Here is a 17,066-nt window from a genome sequence, read left to right as displayed (position 1 = left end):
ATTAATCAAATGACAGACGTTCCACAGACAGAAAACTACCAAATCATCAGGGTAAACGCGAGCATCGATTCAATATTTGATAAATATGATAAAAACATCTACACACAAAGAGGGCCTCCATGCAAATACTTCGCCAATTCAAGATCGGCGCCCGTCTGGCGATGGGCTTTGGCACCGTGCTTTTGCTGCTGCTCGTGCTGGGCGTGTTTGGCCTCGCGCAGCTAAAGAACATCAACCACCATGCCAATGAACTGGGCACGAACTGGCTGCCCAGCGTGCGGGCGGTAGGAGACATCCGGGCCATCGTGAATGATGGCCGCCGCGCCAGCCTGCGCCGCATCCTCGAATCCAGCCCGGAAGGCAGGCAGCTGCAGCTCGAACAATTCAAACGGGCACTGGAGACCAAGCTCCCCGCCGCCCTCTCCGCTTACGAGCAGATGATCTCCTCATCCGAGGAAAAACAGCTCTACGACACCTACCGCCGCCGCCAGGAAGACTACATCGCCGTGGAGAAGCGACTGTTTGCCCTCTCAGACGCAGGGGAAGGATCAGCGGCCGAAACCCGCACACTCGCCACGGGAGCCTCCGCCAAGGCCTTCGCCGACATGACCGAAGTGCTCGGCCAGTTAATCAAGCTCAACGAAGATGGAGGCACCAGCGCCACCGCTTCTGCAAGTGCTGGCTACCAACGCGCGCTGGTCGTGTTCGTGACCGTGATCGCGGTCTCCCTGCTGAGCGGACTGACGCTTGCCGTCGTCGTGACGCGCTCCATCACCCAGCCACTGGCGACCGGCGTGGCTGTGGCCACCGCGGTGGCCCGGGGCGACCTTACCTCGACGTTCGAGATCCACGGCAAGGACGAACCGGCGGAGTTGCTGCAGGCCCTGCAGCACATGAACAACCAGCTCGTTGACATGGTGGGCCAGGTGCGCCACGGCAGCGAGAACATCGCCACCGGCGCCGCCGAAATCGCCATGGGCAACGCGGACTTGAGCCAACGCACCGAGCAGCAGGCCAGCAGCCTGGAGGAGACGGCCGCGTCGATGGAGGAGCTGAGCAGCACCGTCAAGACCAATTCGGACTCGGCCCGCGAGGCCACCCAGCTGGCGGCACGCGCAACCCAGGCCGCCGAACAGGGCGGTGCCATCGTCGGCCGCGTGGTGGGCACGATGCAGGAGATCGCAGCGTCGTCCGGCAAGATCTCCGACATCATCGGCGTCATTGACTCCATCGCCTTCCAGACCAACATCCTCGCGCTAAACGCCGCAGTGGAAGCGGCCCGGGCCGGCGAGCAGGGCCGGGGATTCGCCGTCGTGGCCAGCGAGGTGCGCACGCTGGCGCAGCGCTCCGCACAGGCGGCCAAGGAGATCAAGACCCTCATCACCGACAGCGTGGGCAAGGTGAGCAATGGCAGCCAGCTCGCGGACGATGCCGGCCAGAGGATGGACGGCATCGTGGCGCAGGTGCGGCAGGTCAGCGCCCTCATCAGCGAGATCGCCAACGCCTCGGCCGAACAGAGCAGCGGCATCGGCCAGGTGGGCGAGGCCGTCAACCACCTGGACCAGGTGACGCAGCAAAACGCTGCACTGGTAGAGCAGAGCGCGGCCGCAGCGGCCAGCCTGCGCTCGCAATCCGAGCAGCTCAGCGAGCTCGTGGCGGTCTTTCAGCTCGAACGCCCGGCGGACCACAGCCTGTCACCCGCCACGGTCCCCAGCCGCCTCGCGGCCAGCCCCCGCCCCGCCACGCTGCCGCGCGGCCAAGCCCCCCGGCGCGCCTTGCCGGTCGCCTGATCCTCCAGGCCGTCGCAGCGCAGGTGAGACATGCCTTCGAGCGCCGCGCCCCCTGCCGGTCCACCGCGACGGCCGGCAGGGACGCAGCGCTCTCGGCACCAGGACCGGCGTGGCGGCACCAGCCACCGCCTCCTGGCTGCGAGCGTCAACGGCTGTCTGCCATCAGCCTGCGCAGTCTTTCACTCGATCCTCACATCCCACCCCCGCTCTCCCCCACCACCCAATCCCTGAACGCCTTCACCAACGGCGCCTCCGCCCGCGCCTCCGGATACACCAGGTAATACGCATCGCCGCTGGTCAGCACGGTATCCGACAGCTCCACCAGGCTCCCCGCCGCCAGCTCCGGCTCGATCAAGAACCGCGGCAGCAGCGCCGCCCCCAGCCCCGACACCGCCGCCTGCGCAATCATGGCGAACTGCTCGTGCCGTGGCCCGCGCAGCGCCAGGCTGGTTGGCTCGCCCACCAATTCGAACCATTCCGACCACTGCGTGGGCCGCGTGCTCTGCTGCAGCAGCACCACGCGCGCCAGGTCTTGCGGGGTGTGGATGCCGTGCTGGCTTTGGTAGCCCGGGCTGCACACCGGCACCACTTCTTCGTGCATGAGGTATTCGCACACCGCCCCGGCCCAGTGGGGCGTGCCGAAGTGGATGGCGGCATCGAACGGGGTGCCGGCAAAGTCGAACGGCTCGGAACGCGCCGCAAAATTGACCGTCACCTCCGGGTGCAGCGCCATGAAGCCGCCCAGGCGCGGGATGAGCCAGCGGGTGCCCAGGGTGGGCAGCACGGCCAGGTTGAGCAGGCCGTCGGTGCTGCTGAAGGCCATGGCTTTTTGCGTGATGGCCGACAGCTGCTGCAGCACGCCCTGCAGATCGGCGGCGTAGACGCGGCCGGCGTCGGTGAGCACCACGCGCTGGCGCACGCGGTGGAACAGGGCGGTGCCCAGTTGCGCCTCCAGCTGGCGGATCTGGCGCGAGACGGCGCTCTGGGTCAGGTGCAGTTCTTCGGCCGCGCGCGACACGCTGTGGTGGCGGGCGGCGGCTTCGAAGGCCAGCAGGTCGGCCATGGACGGGAGAAAGGCGCGGCGCAGCAAGGTCATGCTCCAAGGGAATGACTCTGCGAAAGGCATTGCTGGCCAGCGCAGATTCGACTAGGGCAAGGGTTTTTACCAACCCGGAACTTGATTCCATTTTTACATCAAGTCGTTCCGTTATTTTGCTATGCAGGCAGGCGCGATTGGGGGATATTGGCGCACGCTTTCTTGCTTCTTTTCCTCGTCGCGTTTTACCGTTCTTGTTTTTTTGACTGCGAGCACCACCGCCATGTCTGCCAACGCCGCCAACCCTTCCTCACCCGCCACGCCCGCCTCTGCCGTCTCGGCGGAGGTGGATCAATTGCTGCAACGCCTGGGCGTGCCGCGCTCGGCCTACACGGGCGGCAGCCTGCCGGTGCGCTCGCCCATCACGGGCGAGGCGATCGGCGCGGTGCCGCAGCACAGCGCGGCCGAGGCCACCGCGGCCATCGGGCGGGCGCATGCGGCCTTCCAGGCCTGGCGCAATGTGCCGGCGCCGCGCCGGGGCGAGCTGGTGCGCCTGCTGGGCGAAGAGCTGCGCGCGGCCAAGGCCGACCTGGGCTTGCTGGTGACCATCGAGGCGGGCAAGGTGCCGTCCGAGGGGCTGGGCGAGGTGCAGGAGATGATCGACATCTGCGACTTCGCCGTGGGCCTGTCGCGCCAGTTGTACGGCCTGACGATCGCCACCGAGCGCACCGGCCACCGCATGATGGAAACATGGCACCCGCTGGGCGTGTGCGGTGTGATCTCGGCGTTCAATTTTCCCGTGGCGGTGTGGTCCTGGAATGCCGCGCTGGCGCTGGTGTGCGGCGATCCGGTGGTGTGGAAGCCGTCGGAAAAAACCCCGCTCACGGCGCTGGCCACGCACGCGATCGCGAAGCGCGCCATCGCCCGCTTCGGCGCCGATGCGCCCGCGGGCCTGCTGGAGCTGATCATCGGCCAGCGCGACCTGGGCGAGGTGCTGGTGGATGACGCGCGCGTGCCGGTGCTGTCGGCCACGGGCTCCACCGCCATGGGCCGGGCCGTGGGCCCGCGCCTGGCGGCCCGCTTTGCGCGCGGCATCCTGGAGCTGGGCGGCAACAACGCGGCCATCGTGGCGCCCACGGCCGACCTGGGCCTGGCGCTGCGCGGCATCGCCTTCTCGGCCATGGGCACGGCGGGCCAGCGCTGCACCACGCTACGCCGGCTGTTCGTGCACGAGAGCATCTACGACCAGCTGGTGCCCCAGCTCGCCAAGGTGTATGCCAGCGTGCAGGTGGGCGACCCGCGCACGCCCGGCACGCTGGTGGGCCCGCTGATCGACCGGCCGGCCTTCGAGGGCATGCAAAAGGCGCTGGCGCAAAGCCGCGCGCTGGGCGCCACGGTGCACGGCGGCGACCGGGTGGAGGGCATCGCGGGCAGCGAGGCGTACTATGTGCGCCCGGCGCTGGTGGAGCTGCCAAAGCACGAAGGCCCGGCGCTGCATGAAACCTTCGCGCCCATCCTGTACGTGGTGCGCTACGGCACGCTGGAGGAGGCCATCGCCATGAACAACGCGGTGGGCGCGGGCCTGTCGTCGTCGATCTTCACGCTGAACGTGCGCGAGGCCGAGCAGTTCATGTCGGCCGCGGGGTCGGACTGCGGCATTGCCAACGTGAACATCGGCCCGAGCGGCGCCGAGATCGGCGGGGCCTTCGGCGGCGAGAAGGAGACCGGCGGCGGCCGCGAGGCGGGGTCGGACAGCTGGAAGGCCTACATGCGCCGCGCGACCAACACCATCAACTATTCCACCGCCCTGCCCCTGGCGCAGGGCGTGACCTTCGACATCGCCGACTGAGCGATCGGCCGCGGCGCGCCGGATCCCCCGCCGCCACGGTCCCCCGGCCTGGGCCCCCACGGGCCCAGCCCATCCCCACAGGAGACAAGCACCCATGGCATTCCCCCTCAAGGCCCTGGCTGGCGCGGCCACGGCCGCTGCGGCCTTTTTCTGGTGCGGCGCAGCCGCCGCGCAGGCGTCCGCACCGCCCGCCAACCCATCGGCGCAGCAGCCCACGCTGGAGAAGATCAAGGCCGCCGGCAAGGTGGTGCTGGGGGTGCGCGAGGCCTCGCCGCCCATGGCCTACGCCCTGGGCGCGAACGAGAAGTTCGTGGGCTACCACGTGGAGCTGTGCGAGCGCGTGATGAAGGAGATCGCGCCGCAGGCCCGGCTCGAATACATGGCGGTGACCGCGCAGAACACGCTGGCGCTGGTGCAGAACGGCACCATCGACATCGGCTGCGGGCCCACCACCAACAACACGGCGCGCCAGCAGCAGGTGGCCTTTGCCGTGACCACCTACGTGAGCGAGGTGCGCATGGCGGTGCGCGCGGATTCGGATTTGAACTCGGTCAGCCAACTGGGCGGGCGCACCGTGGCCGCGTCGGCCGGCACCACCGCCGTGCAGATGCTGCGCAAGCAGGAGCGCGCGCTGGGCGCCCCCATCAAGACGCTGCTGGGCAAGGACCACCAGGAGAGCTTTTTGCTGATGGAGTCGGGCCGCGCCGATGCCTTCGTGCTGGACGACAACCTGCTGGCGGGCGCCATTGCCACCTCCAAGGACCCGGCGGCCTACCGCATCGCGGGTGAGCCGATGGGATCGGAGCCGATCGCGCTGCTGTTCCGCAAGGACGACCCCGCGTTCAAGGCCGGGGTGGACGGCGTGCTGGTGCGGCTGATGCAGACGGGCGAGCTGGAAAAGATCTACGCCAAGTGGTTCACCAGCCCCATCCCGCCGCGCAACCTGAGCCTGAACCTGCCCATGAGCGGCACGCTGCGGCAACTGATCGCGGCGCCCAACGACAAGCCGCTGGAGGCCTACCTCAAATGACCGCCACCGCCTTGCCCACGGCTCTGACCAACGGCGCGGCCCCGGCCGGCACCTTCACGCCCGCGCGGCGCATCGCGGCGCTGGGCGTGTCGCCCATCCTGCGCATCACGGACCATGCCAACGCGCTCAAGCGCTCGGGCCGGCCGGTGATCGTGCTGGGTGCGGGCGAGCCCGACTTCGACACGCCCGACCACATCCTGGAGGCGGCGCGCCGGGCGCTGGCGCGCGGAGAGACCCGCTACACGGTGCTGGACGGCAGCCCGGCGATGAAGGAGGCGGTGCGCGAGAAGTTCCGGCGGGACAACGGCCTGGACTTCGCCCTGGACGAGATCACCGTGGGCACGGGCGCCAAGCAGGTGCTCTACAACGCGTTCATGGCCACGCTGGACCCGGGCGACGAGGTGATCCTGCCCGCGCCCTACTGGTCGTCGTATGCCGACGTGGTGACGATCGCGGGCGGCGTGCCGGTCACCGTGCCGTGCACCGAGGCGGACGGTTTTCGGCTGACGCCGGCCGCGCTGGAGGCGGCCATCACGCCGCGCACGCGCTGGTTGCTGCTCAACTCGCCCTCCAACCCCACCGGGGCCGCCTACAGCGCCGCGCAGTTGCGCCCGCTGCTGGACGTGCTGCTGCGCCACCCGCAGGTGTGGCTGCTGTCGGACGACATCTACGAGCACATCCTGTACGACGGCGCGGCCTTCGCCACGCCAGCCGCGCTGGAGCCGCGCCTGAAAAACCGCTGCCTCACGGTGAACGGCGTGTCCAAGGCCTATGCCATGACGGGTTGGCGCATCGGCTTCGCCGGCGGCCCGCGCGAGCTGATCGCCGCCATGGCGGTGGTGCAGAGCCAATGCACCTCGTGCCCCTCCTCCATCAGCCAGGCGGCGGCCATCGAGGCGCTGACCGGGCCGCAGGCCATCGTGGCCGAGCGCTGCGCGGATTTCCAGGCCCGGCGCGACTTCGTGGTGCAGGCGCTGAACCAGGCGCCCGGCCTGCGCTGCCGCACGCCCGAGGGCGCGTTCTACACCTATGCCAGTTGCGCCGGCACGCTGGGCCGCACCACGCCGGGCGGCGCGCTGCTCAAGACCGACGTGGACTTTTGCCAGTACCTGCTGGCCGAGTACGAGGTGGCGGTGGTGCCGGGCACGTATTTCGGGCTGGCGCCGTACTTCCGCATCTCGTACGCTACCTCGATGGCCCAGCTGCAGACGGCCTGCCAGCGCATCCAGGACGCCTGCGCGGCGCTGCGGTGAGCCGGCCCGCCATGTTTCCATTCCTTCAACGCCCTTGATCGACGCCTTCATGACTTCCACCGTTTCTCCCCGCACCGGCGGCCAGGTCCTCGTGGACCAGCTCATCCTGCACGGCGTGCAACAGCTTTTCTGCGTGCCCGGCGAAAGCTACCTGGCCGTGCTGGATGCCCTGCACGACGCGCAGATCGCCGTCACCGTGTGCCGCCAGGAGGGCGGCGCGGCCATGATGGCCGAGGCGCAGGGCAAGCTCACCGGGCAGCCCGGCATCTGCTTCGTGACGCGTGGCCCGGGGGTGACCAATGCCTCGGCCGGCATCCACATCGCGCACCAGGATTCGACGCCGCTCATCGTGTTCGTGGGCCAGGTGGCGCGCGGCGCGCTGGGCCGCGAGGCGTTCCAGGAGCTGGACTACGGCGCGGTGTTCGGCACCATGGCCAAGTGGGTGGTGCAGATCGACGACGCGCGCCGCGTGCCCGAACTGGTGTCTCGCGCCTTCCACGTCGCCACGTCGGGCCGCCCGGGCCCGGTGGTGGTGGCGCTGCCCGAGGACATGCTGACCGATGCCGTGCAGGTGGCCGACGCCCTGCCCTACACGGTGCCGGAAACCCACCCCGGCGCGGCCGCGCTGCAGGAACTGGCCGAGCGCCTGGCCGCCGCCGAGCGTCCCGTCGCCATCCTGGGCGGGAGCCGGTGGTCAGAGCAGGCGGTGCGCGACTTCGTGGCGTTCGCCACGGCTTGGTCGCTGCCGGTGTACTGCTCGTTCCGCCGGCAGATGCTGTTCCCGGCCGACCACGCCAGCTACGGTGGCGACCTGGGCCTGGGGGTGAACCCCAAGCTGCTGGCGCGCATTCGCGGGAGCGATCTGGTGCTGGTGGTGGGCGGGCGCCTGTCGGAGATTCCGTCGCAAGGCTACGAGCTGTTCGACATTCCCGTGCCGGCGCAGCCCCTGGTGCATGTGCATGCCGATGCCAACGAACTGGGACGCCTGTACCGGGCAACGCAGTCCATCCACGCCACGCCACAGGCCTTTGCCAACGCACTTGCCGCGCTGCAGCCGCCCGCCGCGGTGCGCTGGACGGCGCACACGCAGGCCGCCCGCGCCGAGTACCTGGCCTGGAGCGATCCGGACCCGATCCGGATCCCGGGCCCGCTGCAGATGGGCGAGGTCATGCGCCACCTGCGCGAGGTGCTGCCGACCGATGCGATCTTTTGCAACGGCGCGGGCAACTTCGCCACCTGGGTGCACCGCTTCTGGCCGTTCACCGCCTATGCCAGCCAGCTGGCGCCCACCAGTGGATCGATGGGCTACGGCCTGCCGGCCGGCGTGGGGGCCAAGCGGCTGTGGCCGCAGCGCGAGGTGGTGGTGTTCGCGGGCGACGGCGACTTTCTGATGCACGGGCAGGAGTTCGCCACCGCCGTGCAGTACGGCCTGCCCATCATCGTGGTGCTGCTAGACAACGCCATGTACGGCACCATCCGCATGCACCAGGAGCGCGAATACCCCGGCCGCGTGAGCGCCACCCAGTTGAAGAACCCGGATTTCAAGGCCTATGCCGCGGCCTTCGGCGGGCATGGCGAGCGGGTGGAGACGACGGCGGAGTTCGCCCCGGCGCTGGCACGCGCCCGGGCCAGCGGCCTGCCCTGCGTGCTGCACTGCCTTCTGGACCCGGAGGCCATCACGCCCACGGGCACGCTGCAGGGCATCCGCAGTGCGGCGCAGGCCCGCAAGCCGGGCTAGGCGCTCAGCGCGGGCGGCCGTCCCGGCGATGCCCGGGCCGCGCCGGTATCACCCGTGGACGGGCACCGCCATGTACTGCTCGCGCCAGGCTTCGAACGGCAGGGTGTCCGCCGCTTCGATGGCCTTTTGCTCGGCCACCGATTGCGCGGCGGCGGCCTCGAACCGGGCCTGCTGCGCCTCGGTCCAGGGCATGGCCAGCAGCGTGTCGCGCGCCCATTGCGATCGCTCCAGCGCGAAGGCGCTGAAGCTCTTGCCGTGCGCCTCGGCCATGCGGTCGAGCACGCGGGCCGACGGCGTGGCCTGCGGCTGCTGCATGAGGCGCCGCGCATCGGCCAGCGCGCTGCCGTAGTCGCCGGTGCCGTGCGCGGCGTCCAGCGCCGCGGCCAGTGGCTCACATTCGGCCAGCACCTGCGCGCCCCATTCGGCCAGCGGGATCTCGCGCCCGGCGCGCTGCAGCAGCAGGCCCGGCTCGCGGCCGCGCTCGGCGGTCAGGTGCTGGTTGCGCTGCAGCTCGGCGATCTCCTGCGGCGTGTCGGGCGGGCTGTCGGACAGCAGGCAATGCAGCAGGAACACGTCCAGCAGGCGCATGGTCTGCGTCTCGATGCCCAGCGGCGCGAACGGGTCCAGGTCCATCAGCCGCACCTCGACGTATTCGACCCCCCGGTCGCGCAGCGCGTTCAGGGGCCGCTCGCCCGAGCGCACGGTGCGCTTGGGGCGGATGGTGCCGTAGAACTCGTTCTCGATCTGCAGCAGGCTGGTGCCCAGCTGGTTGTATTCGCCCCCGGGGTTGCGCACGCCCAGCGCCTCGTAGGCGGGGTACGGCCGGCTCAGGGCTTCGCGCAGCGAGGCGGCGTAGCCGTCCAGGCCGTTGTAGCTCACCGCCAGCGTGGCCTGCGCATCGCTCTGGTAGCCCAGGCGGCCCATGCGCAGCGAGGTGGCGTGCGGCAGGTAGAGCGCCTCGCCGCCCAGGCGCTGCAGGCCGTGCTCGCGCCCCTGCACGAAGCATGGGCACAGCGCGGGCGAGGCGCCGAACAGGTACAGCAGCACGAAGGCATGGCGGCGGAAGTTGCGGATCAGCGCGAAGTATTCGTCGCTGGTCACATCGGGTAGCGACCAGTTGTAGTGGATGCCCGAGATGGTCTGCATGCGCCGGCCGTAGCGGTGGCCCAGCCCCATGCGGTACACGCTCTTGGCGCGCCCCACGTTGGACGAGCCGTAGCGCGCCAGGGGAATGGTCTCGTCGGTGGGCAGGCCGCAGGGCATGCTGGACAGCCACAGCATCTCGCCGCCCGAAGCCTGCAGGCTGCGGTAGACGAACTGGTGGATCTCGGTGAGTTCGTCCAGGCATTCCTGCACGCCCAGGCGCGCGCCCGTGATCAGCTCGATCTGCGACTCGCTGTAGTCGGTGGTGATGTGGGGATGGGTCAGCGCCGAGCCGAGCGCCGCCGGGTGCGGCGTGAGTGCCAGCCCTCCCGTGGGCAGCACCCGCAGTCCCTCTTTTTCGATGCCACGGCGCATGCCAGCCAGTCGGCTGGCGGGCTGCGCGTGGATTTTCCGCTGCAGATGGCTCATCATCATTTGGTCGTTTCTTTATCACCTGATCGTCGGTTCGGCCCGGAACTTAGCACGGCCGGCACACTCTCGCTGGCGCACCAGATCAAGACCTTGGCTTCGCGCGGCCGCACCCCTCTTCGCAGGCAGGTCCGCCGGCCCGGGTGCCGCACTGCAACATCGCGCGTGTCGTGGCCAGCCAACGCAGGGCGTGCAATGCGCCCGGTCCAGCCACTGTTCCCGGGCACCCCTCGCCCGCGGAACGCACACGACGCCCATGAATGACTGGACACCATGCCCAAACTCTCAGTGCGTCCCACCATCTCGTCCGCAGGCCTGCCCGGCAACTCGACATCGAGTGCCCACGCCGGCGCGCCGGCCAGCCACAAGCAGGCCCACCACAAGCTGCACCAGCTCGATCCGCGTGCAGCGCAGAACGAACTGCTGTCGCCCCTGTACGACGCAGGCCGGGCAGCGCGCAAATACCTCGCGCAGCCACTGCCCGCCGCCGATGCCGCGGCCATGCCCCCGCGCAAGCCCAAATCGGTGCTGGGCCAGTTGGCGACCAAGGTAGGCAGTTGTTTCGGCATGGCGCGGGGCCACCCGAAGCCCGTCGAGGAAATGCTCCGCTACCAGAACACCCCGAAGGACCCCTCGCGCCTCCCTTCGCGCAGCCGCGGTCAATGGGAGAGCCTGGAGCCGGTGCTGACCGGGCAGATGAAGGCCGCCGAAACCGTGCGGCTGGCCCAGATCGCCGTGGACAAGGCCATCGCCATGGAGCGGCTGGTGCAGCACCATGAAACGCGCCTGAGTGAAGAGGCCAGCGAGCGCGGCCAAAGGGCGGCCAGCCTGGCCGACCAGGCACACCGGCTCGCCAGCGAACAAAAATCCATGGCCAGCTTGCGGGCTGCGCTTCATCGGCTGGACCAAAGGCTCGACCGATCGCTCGCAGAAAACGATGCGGCAGGTGACCGGGGCGGCAGCGATCAGGAAGCGCTGACCCGGCACATCGAGGCGTTGCAGGCGCTGAGAAGCCGGCAAGCCGCCAAGCACGCCGAACTGGAGCGAAGCAGCCAGGGCAAGGACGCCGAGCTGAAAGACATCCAGAAGCTGGCCACGGATCAGGCACGCGAACTGTTCGAATTCGAAGCCGGCGCCGACGATCTGAAGTCGCTGCAGCCGGCACTGGCCCGACGCCGCAAGGAGGCCGAACTGCAACTGGAGCACGCCCAGCGCCGCCACCGGACGGCGACCGAAGCCCTGCAAAAGACCTACGGCGAGATCATCGACTTGCAATTGCGGCGCCTGCCCGGCTTCGAGGTGTACCGAAGCTCGCCCGCGATTGCCGCCCTGCGCGAGGCGCTCCGCGACTGGGTGAAGGCCATCGACCCGACCCGCCACGGCGCCGAGGCCATCGCGCCCGCAGGCGCGCTGACGATGGCAATCAAGGCCCTGGCCGACACCAGCGGGGGCCATGCCGAGGTGGCGCTGCAGACGCTGCAGGCCCTGCGCACCCACACCTGGGGCACGCTGCTGCCCGACCCGGCTGCGGGCCCGGACACGGCCCCGGCGCTGGACGCCGCCACGCAGCGCACGGTGGAGCTGCTGGCCCGCATGCCGCGCGGCACCCAGGTGCTGGGCCACCTGCTGGCACCGGCCGCCGAAGGCACGCCCGACCACACCCGCCGCCACACCGCACGCCTGGCGCTGCAGACCGAAGCTGCGATGCGGGCCGCGCCCACGCCGCAGTTGCGCGAATGGCTGGCCGGCGCCTCCCATGCCGCCCGCACGGCCCTGCATGCCGCGGACCCGGCCCAGGCCCTGGCCGCCTGCACGGACGATGAGCGCGCGGCCTACCACGCCATCCGCAACGGCTACCGCAGCAACGCCAAAGGCTCCCCCTACGACCGCGCCAACCAGCACCTGCAGAAAATCGCGGACTGGCTGCACGACATCGACCACACCGAGGGCGACGCGCCCAGCACCGCCGACCCCAAGAGCCGGCGGAGCCAGAAGATCAACCCGCTGCGCTCGCTGCCGCAGGCCCTGCAGGTGGGATCGGCCACCGCCTTGCCCACCCCGAACCGCCGGGCGGAAGAAGAGCTGGAGAAGGCGGCGGACCACCTCACCCAATACCTCCGGGGCGCGCGTGCGCAACGGCCTGCGACCGAGGTGCCCTCCGAATCCGAGCTGGCCTGGCAGGCCATCGCCGAGAAGATGCGCTGGGCGCCCGAAGGCACCGAGCGCGCTTCCATGGTGCTGGACAACGCCCTGCTCGAAAGCATCCGGGCGCAATGCGATGCCGCGCGGCGCGATGCAGCGCGAAAAGCCGCCCGCCGTGGCGGCGAGATCACCACCGCCACGGAATCGCCCGCGATGCGCTTCGCATGGGAGCAGCTGCGCGCCCAGCCGCACACCGGCGTGCAAGCCCTCGCCCTGCTGCAGCACGCCTTGCTGAGCGAGCCGCTGCAAGAGGCGAACAATGGCCCCGCCACGCCATCGGTCAGCACCGATGGAGAACACGTGCACGCCCAGGGCAATGCCTTCCACGTGGCCCTGTACAAGGCCCTCAACCTGCTGCACGACGGGGACCCGGCCAACGCCACCAACAGCCGGGCGCTGTTCAACCTGCTGCGCGATGTGGCCCAGCACCTCGAATGGCGCGACCGGATGAAGCTGCTGGGCCAGAAGACCTACGGTGTCAACCTCGGCCCGCTGTCGGCGGCCGCGGCGATCACGAGCGCCGTGGGCCTGGGCGTCAAGCTCATCGGCGGCGTGCAGCACAACGAGGACCGCATCCTGGAGCTGTACCGGGGCCGCACCGGCATGTACCTGCAGATCACGTCCCAGTCCACCAACCAGGTACAGGCCGGTGCCGGGGTGAACACCGGCTACTCGGTCGCGATGGACACCGACCAGGCCAGCTTCGGCGTGACCGGCGGGGCCGACTGGCGCTGGCGCGGCGAGCGGAGCGTGGAAAACGGCGTGCAGATGCGCATGCCCCGGCTGACCAAGAACCGCGAGCCCCAGCTGGACGCGCAGTTCATCGACGCGCTGGAGCATCTGTTCGACATGGCGGCCCCCACCGGGGATGGGCAGCCGGCCCGCCGGGACTGGATGCGTGAGCTGCTGGCCCACCATCCCGAGCTGAGCATGGGGATCATCGACGACGCGCAGCGCAGCAGTATGGGCACCGAGACCAACGTGTCGCTCAGCGCGGGCGTGCGGGTGGGCGAGGTGGCGGGCAAGGGGCGGCGGGCCGGCGTGTCAGCGGGCGTGGGCGTCAAATCCCGGCAGGACAACGGCCAGACCCGCACCACGGTGGCCGGCTACATGACCACCATCTACCGCGATGCCACGGCCCAGATGAAGGTGGAGGTGTCGGGCCGCGCCACGCTGGGGGTGCAGTTCGCGGAATCCGTGCAGGACGATCCGAAGAACGGCCCGCGCCAGAAGGCCAGCGGCAGCCTGGGGCTGCTGGATGCCAGCTACGGCCGGGAGCTGGTCTCCAAGGCCGTGACCCACTTTTGCACGCTGTTCGTGTTCGACGACGAGATCGACCCGATGCGCAGCGACCGCGCCACCGATGTCTCGGAGTTCGACGTGTTCCAGCAGCTCGTGCGCGACGAGTGGGACAGCTGGTCCGCCTACGGGGTGGGCAAGCTGGGCGCTGCGGTGGAGGACGACTTGAAGCATGCCGCGTCCGAGCTGCAGCTCGAACATTTCATGGAGCAGACCCGGGCGTTCGCACAGGGCAACGGCCTGGCGGCCATGTTCGCCGACAAGGCGATGAAGGCGCCCGCCGCCCCCGCGCTGGACATGTTCCGCGCGCTCGCCCGCATGGATGGCGAAGCTGCCAAGGCGCAGTTCGAGGCGGCCTGCGCGGGATACGAAAGCGCAGCCACGGAATTCGAGGCGGCCGGCATGGACCTGCGCTCCACCCGCGCGCATCTGAAGCAGGCACGCAAGGCGCTGGAGGCGGACCAGACGGCCGCCGCCGCGGAGCACCTGGAGCAGGCCGCAGCACGCATGCAGCGCAAGGCGATGGGCAAGACCGGCCGGTCGCCGGTGATGGCGCGCCGACGGGACGAAGGAGTGGAGCATATGAAGCGCGCTGCGCTGTGCCGGGAGCAGGGAGCCACGCGCCTGCGGGAGGCCCAGGTGCATGCGCAGGGCTTCGACGACCTCGTGGTGAGGGACGAACTGTGGGAGCCCACCCTGCTGCTGCTGCGCGAAAAAGCCAAGATCCTGCGCGAGCGCGGCCTGGACTTCTTCCTGAAGCGACAGAACAACCGGGGCGCCGAGGCCATGCGCACCGTGGCGCAGTGGATCTTGTACGAGCCCGTGCTCCGCGCGGACCCCGGCCATGAGGTGGAGCCGGCCGGGCAATGGAAGGCCACGGCCGCTACGCCTGCGCAAGCGCGCCTGCCCACCGTGCCCGAAGGCGACGAGGAAGGCGAGATCCAGGCCCACCGGGACTGAGCGCGTTCCCGGGGCCGCGCCCTCGGCCGCCCTCAGGCGCTGCGTTCGGCCACGGGCTGCGCGTCAGTCGCCTTCGTGTTCATGCTTTGCAGCACCTGGTCCGCATCGCTCCGCAGCTCCTCGGCCAGCCCCACCGCCAGGCCCAGGCGGCGCAGCAGCCACGGGCCGAGCTGGGCATCGAACGGGTCGGGCAGCGGCTCGGGGCCGGGCGAGACGCGGGGGGGCATGGCGGCATCCGCCGCAGCACGGGGCGCGGACAGGGCGTTGCCGATGGCCTCGGCCGTGGTGGCCAGCGGCGCCTGCAGCCGCTCGGGCTCCAGGTGGCCGCGGCGCAGCAGCAGCATGGTCTTCACGGCCGTGAGCTGGGCCAGCAACTGGTAGCAGTGCACCTGCAGCCGCTCCAGGGGTTCGAGCGGCGGGCGCACGGCGCGCGGCTCCGACAGCGACCGCTGCGTGGCCTGCACCAGGGCCGAGAGACTGTCGTAGGCCTCGCGCCGCGCCAGCCGCCAGGCCAGCTCGGGCGCGTTGTCCACGGCCTGCAATTGCCCCAGGGCCAGCGCCTCGCGCGCATGCAACGCCTGAGCGGCCAGGGTGCGCGACACGAGGGCGGGGATCTGCGTGCGCTCCCACGAGGGCAGCACATAGGAAAACGCCCAGGCCACGCCGGTGCCGATCAGGGTATCGGCCAGCCGCTCGAACAGCGCGAAGGCCGTGCTGCTGCCCGCATGCAGCATGTGCGACTGCACCAGCCCGAGCACGGTGGCCGCCACCGCGGTGATGAGGTAGCGCCGCACGGCAAAGCCATGGGCCACGGCCTGCGCCAGCGTGAGGCACACGATCAGGCCCAGCGCGGTGGGGTGCATGGACAGCAGCCCCAGCGCCAGCACGCAGCCCAGCAGCGTGCCGGCCACGCGGCTGTTGCGCCGCTCCAGGGTCTGCGCCAGGCTGCCGCGCAGCACTACCACGATGGTCAGCAAAATCCAGTAGGCGTGCGTGCCCCAGGGCAGTGCCTGCGCCACCGCGTAGCCCACGCCCATGGCCAGCGCCGCGCGGATGGCATGGCGCAGCGGCGGCGCATCCCAGCGCCACAGGCCGTTGAACGGATGCCACGACCACGCGGTGGGGCTCACGAACATCTGCCAGTTCGCGCGCACCACGGCCAGGTTGGGCTCGGCCTCGCCGCGGGCCAGGGCGATCATGCGCAGCGCCTCGTCGTTGATGTGGCCGATGCGGTCCGCCAGCCCGCGCGCCAGGAGGCGGGGCGACGGGTTGGCGCTCTCCGGTCCGGGTTGGGGCTGAGGCACTTCGTCCCAGCGCAGGGCCGCCAGGTGGGGCCGGTGGTCGGCGAAGGCGGTGGGCCTGCGGCCGATGAGCATGGCATCGGCCAGGCGCTCCATCTCGTCGGCCACGTGGTGCAGCACGTCGCGCAGCCCGACCACCACGGGCGCATGGCCGGGGTGGGCCTTGAGCGTGTCCAGGTCCAGCTCGCAGGCCAGCAGGTGGTCGCGCATTTCCAGCACCAGCAGCAGCATGCCGGCCAGCCGCTGGCGCCGCGGCGTGCGGGGCGACTCCAGCACGATGTTGCGCGCGGCCTGCAACTGCTCGGCCAGGGCCGCCTGCCGGTGCAGCAAGGCCCCCGCCAAGGCGGGCGCGGGCGGGCCCTGCAGATCGACCGGCGTGAATTGCCGTGCCTGCACGCGCATCAGCGCGGCGAGCGCCAGCAGCGCATCCGCCACCGACTGCACGCGGTAGCGCGCGTTGAGCGCATGGTTGGCCACCACCGAATACACCACATACAAAGCCGCCCCGAGCGCGAAATGCCCGGTGGTGGCCAGCGCCGCCGTCAACGGGTCCACGCCCGGCGTGGGCGGCACGGCCATGGAGAACACCATGGAGAACATCAAGGCCACCGCGATCGGCACGCCGCGCTTGCCCCAGGCCATGGCCAGGAACGCGACGAAGCTGGCTGGCACGATCAGCATTCCCAGGGCCAGCTCCGACGGGTGCAGCATCTGCACCCCGAAAAAGAGCGGCACGCCCAGCAGGGGCGCCGGCAGCATCTGCCAGAACTTGCCCCGCGCCGGGCCGGGCAGGTCGGGCGGCGCCGTGACGATGACCCCGACCGACGCCGAGGCGGCGGCCGCCGCGCCCAGCCACCCGTGCACCCCGGCCGAGATGAGCAGCAGGCCGAAGGCCACCGACAGGCCGTTGAAGACATAGTGGCTCAGCGCCACGCGCAAGGCAGCCCGCAGGCGGTGTTCCGGAGAGATCCTCATAGGCCGGCAAGCGTACCGCAGCGCCGCGCGCCGCGGCGTCAGGCAGCGCCCCATTCGCGGG

9 protein-coding genes are annotated in these 17,066 nt (G+C 70.3%); 6 read left to right on the top strand and 3 right to left on the bottom strand.

Annotation, left to right across the window (positions count from 1 at the left end; translation table 11 throughout):
• Positions 1-119 precede the first annotated feature (119 nt).
• Complete coding sequence (locus R1Z03_RS19330) at positions 120-1,790, top strand: methyl-accepting chemotaxis protein (protein WP_317354085.1); 1,671 nt, start codon at positions 120-122, stop codon at positions 1,788-1,790.
• 190 nt (positions 1,791-1,980) lie between these two features.
• Here R1Z03_RS19330 and R1Z03_RS19325 read toward each other — a convergent pair whose 3' ends face one another.
• A complete protein-coding gene (locus tag R1Z03_RS19325; protein WP_317354082.1) occupies positions 1,981-2,886 on the bottom strand; it encodes a LysR family transcriptional regulator in 906 nt (301 codons plus the stop codon).
• A gap of 223 nt (positions 2,887-3,109) precedes the next feature.
• Here R1Z03_RS19325 and R1Z03_RS19320 point away from each other — a divergent pair, with 223 nt between their 5' ends.
• The 4 genes from R1Z03_RS19320 (at position 3,110) to R1Z03_RS19305 (ending at position 8,696) form a co-directional block, all read left to right on the top strand.
• A complete protein-coding gene (locus R1Z03_RS19320; RefSeq protein ID WP_317354080.1) occupies positions 3,110-4,675 on the top strand; it encodes an aldehyde dehydrogenase family protein in 1,566 nt (521 codons plus the stop codon).
• A gap of 94 nt (positions 4,676-4,769) precedes the next feature.
• On the top strand, positions 4,770-5,705 hold the full coding sequence (locus tag R1Z03_RS19315) for an amino acid ABC transporter substrate-binding protein (RefSeq protein ID WP_284399537.1): 936 nt from the start codon (positions 4,770-4,772) through the stop codon (positions 5,703-5,705).
• Complete coding sequence (locus tag R1Z03_RS19310) at positions 5,702-6,958, top strand: pyridoxal phosphate-dependent aminotransferase (protein WP_317354076.1); 1,257 nt, start codon at positions 5,702-5,704, stop codon at positions 6,956-6,958. Before R1Z03_RS19315 ends, R1Z03_RS19310 begins: the two co-directional genes overlap by 4 nt.
• A gap of 49 nt (positions 6,959-7,007) precedes the next feature.
• Positions 7,008-8,696: a thiamine pyrophosphate-binding protein gene (locus R1Z03_RS19305; RefSeq protein ID WP_317354074.1), complete on the top strand. Its 1,689-nt coding sequence runs from the start codon at positions 7,008-7,010 to the stop codon at positions 8,694-8,696.
• 48 nt (positions 8,697-8,744) lie between these two features.
• Here the strand turns inward: R1Z03_RS19305 and gshA are convergent, their stop codons facing one another.
• Positions 8,745-10,268 (bottom strand): glutamate--cysteine ligase, encoded by a 1,524-nt coding sequence (gene gshA / locus R1Z03_RS19300; protein WP_284424946.1) that lies wholly within the window; start codon positions 10,266-10,268, stop codon positions 8,745-8,747.
• Between the two features lie 273 nt (positions 10,269-10,541).
• Between gshA and xopZ the strand changes: the two genes are divergently transcribed.
• Entirely contained in the window at positions 10,542-14,729 is a 4,188-nt protein-coding gene (gene xopZ / locus R1Z03_RS19295; RefSeq protein WP_317354072.1) for a XopZ family type III secretion system effector, read from the top strand.
• A 32-nt stretch (positions 14,730-14,761) separates the two neighbouring features.
• On the opposite strand, the gene R1Z03_RS19290 is transcribed toward xopZ, so the two are convergent.
• A complete protein-coding gene (locus R1Z03_RS19290) occupies positions 14,762-17,005 on the bottom strand; it encodes an FUSC family protein (RefSeq protein WP_317354069.1) in 2,244 nt (747 codons plus the stop codon).
• Positions 17,006-17,066: the final 61 nt, after the last annotated feature.

Origin of the sequence: Acidovorax sp. BLS4 (assembly GCF_032929295.1) — a bacterium.
In the GTDB taxonomy this organism is placed as follows: domain Bacteria; phylum Pseudomonadota; class Gammaproteobacteria; order Burkholderiales; family Burkholderiaceae_C; genus Paracidovorax.
Note: the sequence above shows the minus strand (reverse complement) of the source record. Positions and strands in the feature narration are given on the sequence as shown.

What these genes read in the sequence shown, in the direction of transcription:
- R1Z03_RS19315 (WP_284399537.1), top strand. Translation starts at nt 4,770, where the DNA reads ATGGCATTCCCCCTCAAGGCCCTGGCTGGCGCGGCCACGGCCGCTGCG.
- R1Z03_RS19320 (WP_317354080.1), top strand. Translation starts at nt 3,110, where the DNA reads ATGTCTGCCAACGCCGCCAACCCTTCCTCACCCGCCACGCCCGCCTCT.
- R1Z03_RS19290 (WP_317354069.1), bottom strand. Translation starts at nt 17,005, where the DNA reads ATGAGGATCTCTCCGGAACACCGCCTGCGGGCTGCCTTGCGCGTGGCG.
- R1Z03_RS19325 (WP_317354082.1), bottom strand. Translation starts at nt 2,886, where the DNA reads ATGACCTTGCTGCGCCGCGCCTTTCTCCCGTCCATGGCCGACCTGCTG.
- gshA (WP_284424946.1), bottom strand. Translation starts at nt 10,268, where the DNA reads ATGAGCCATCTGCAGCGGAAAATCCACGCGCAGCCCGCCAGCCGACTG.
- R1Z03_RS19330 (WP_317354085.1), top strand. Translation starts at nt 120, where the DNA reads ATGCAAATACTTCGCCAATTCAAGATCGGCGCCCGTCTGGCGATGGGC.
- R1Z03_RS19305 (WP_317354074.1), top strand. Translation starts at nt 7,008, where the DNA reads ATGACTTCCACCGTTTCTCCCCGCACCGGCGGCCAGGTCCTCGTGGAC.
- xopZ (WP_317354072.1), top strand. Translation starts at nt 10,542, where the DNA reads ATGCCCAAACTCTCAGTGCGTCCCACCATCTCGTCCGCAGGCCTGCCC.
- R1Z03_RS19310 (WP_317354076.1), top strand. Translation starts at nt 5,702, where the DNA reads ATGACCGCCACCGCCTTGCCCACGGCTCTGACCAACGGCGCGGCCCCG.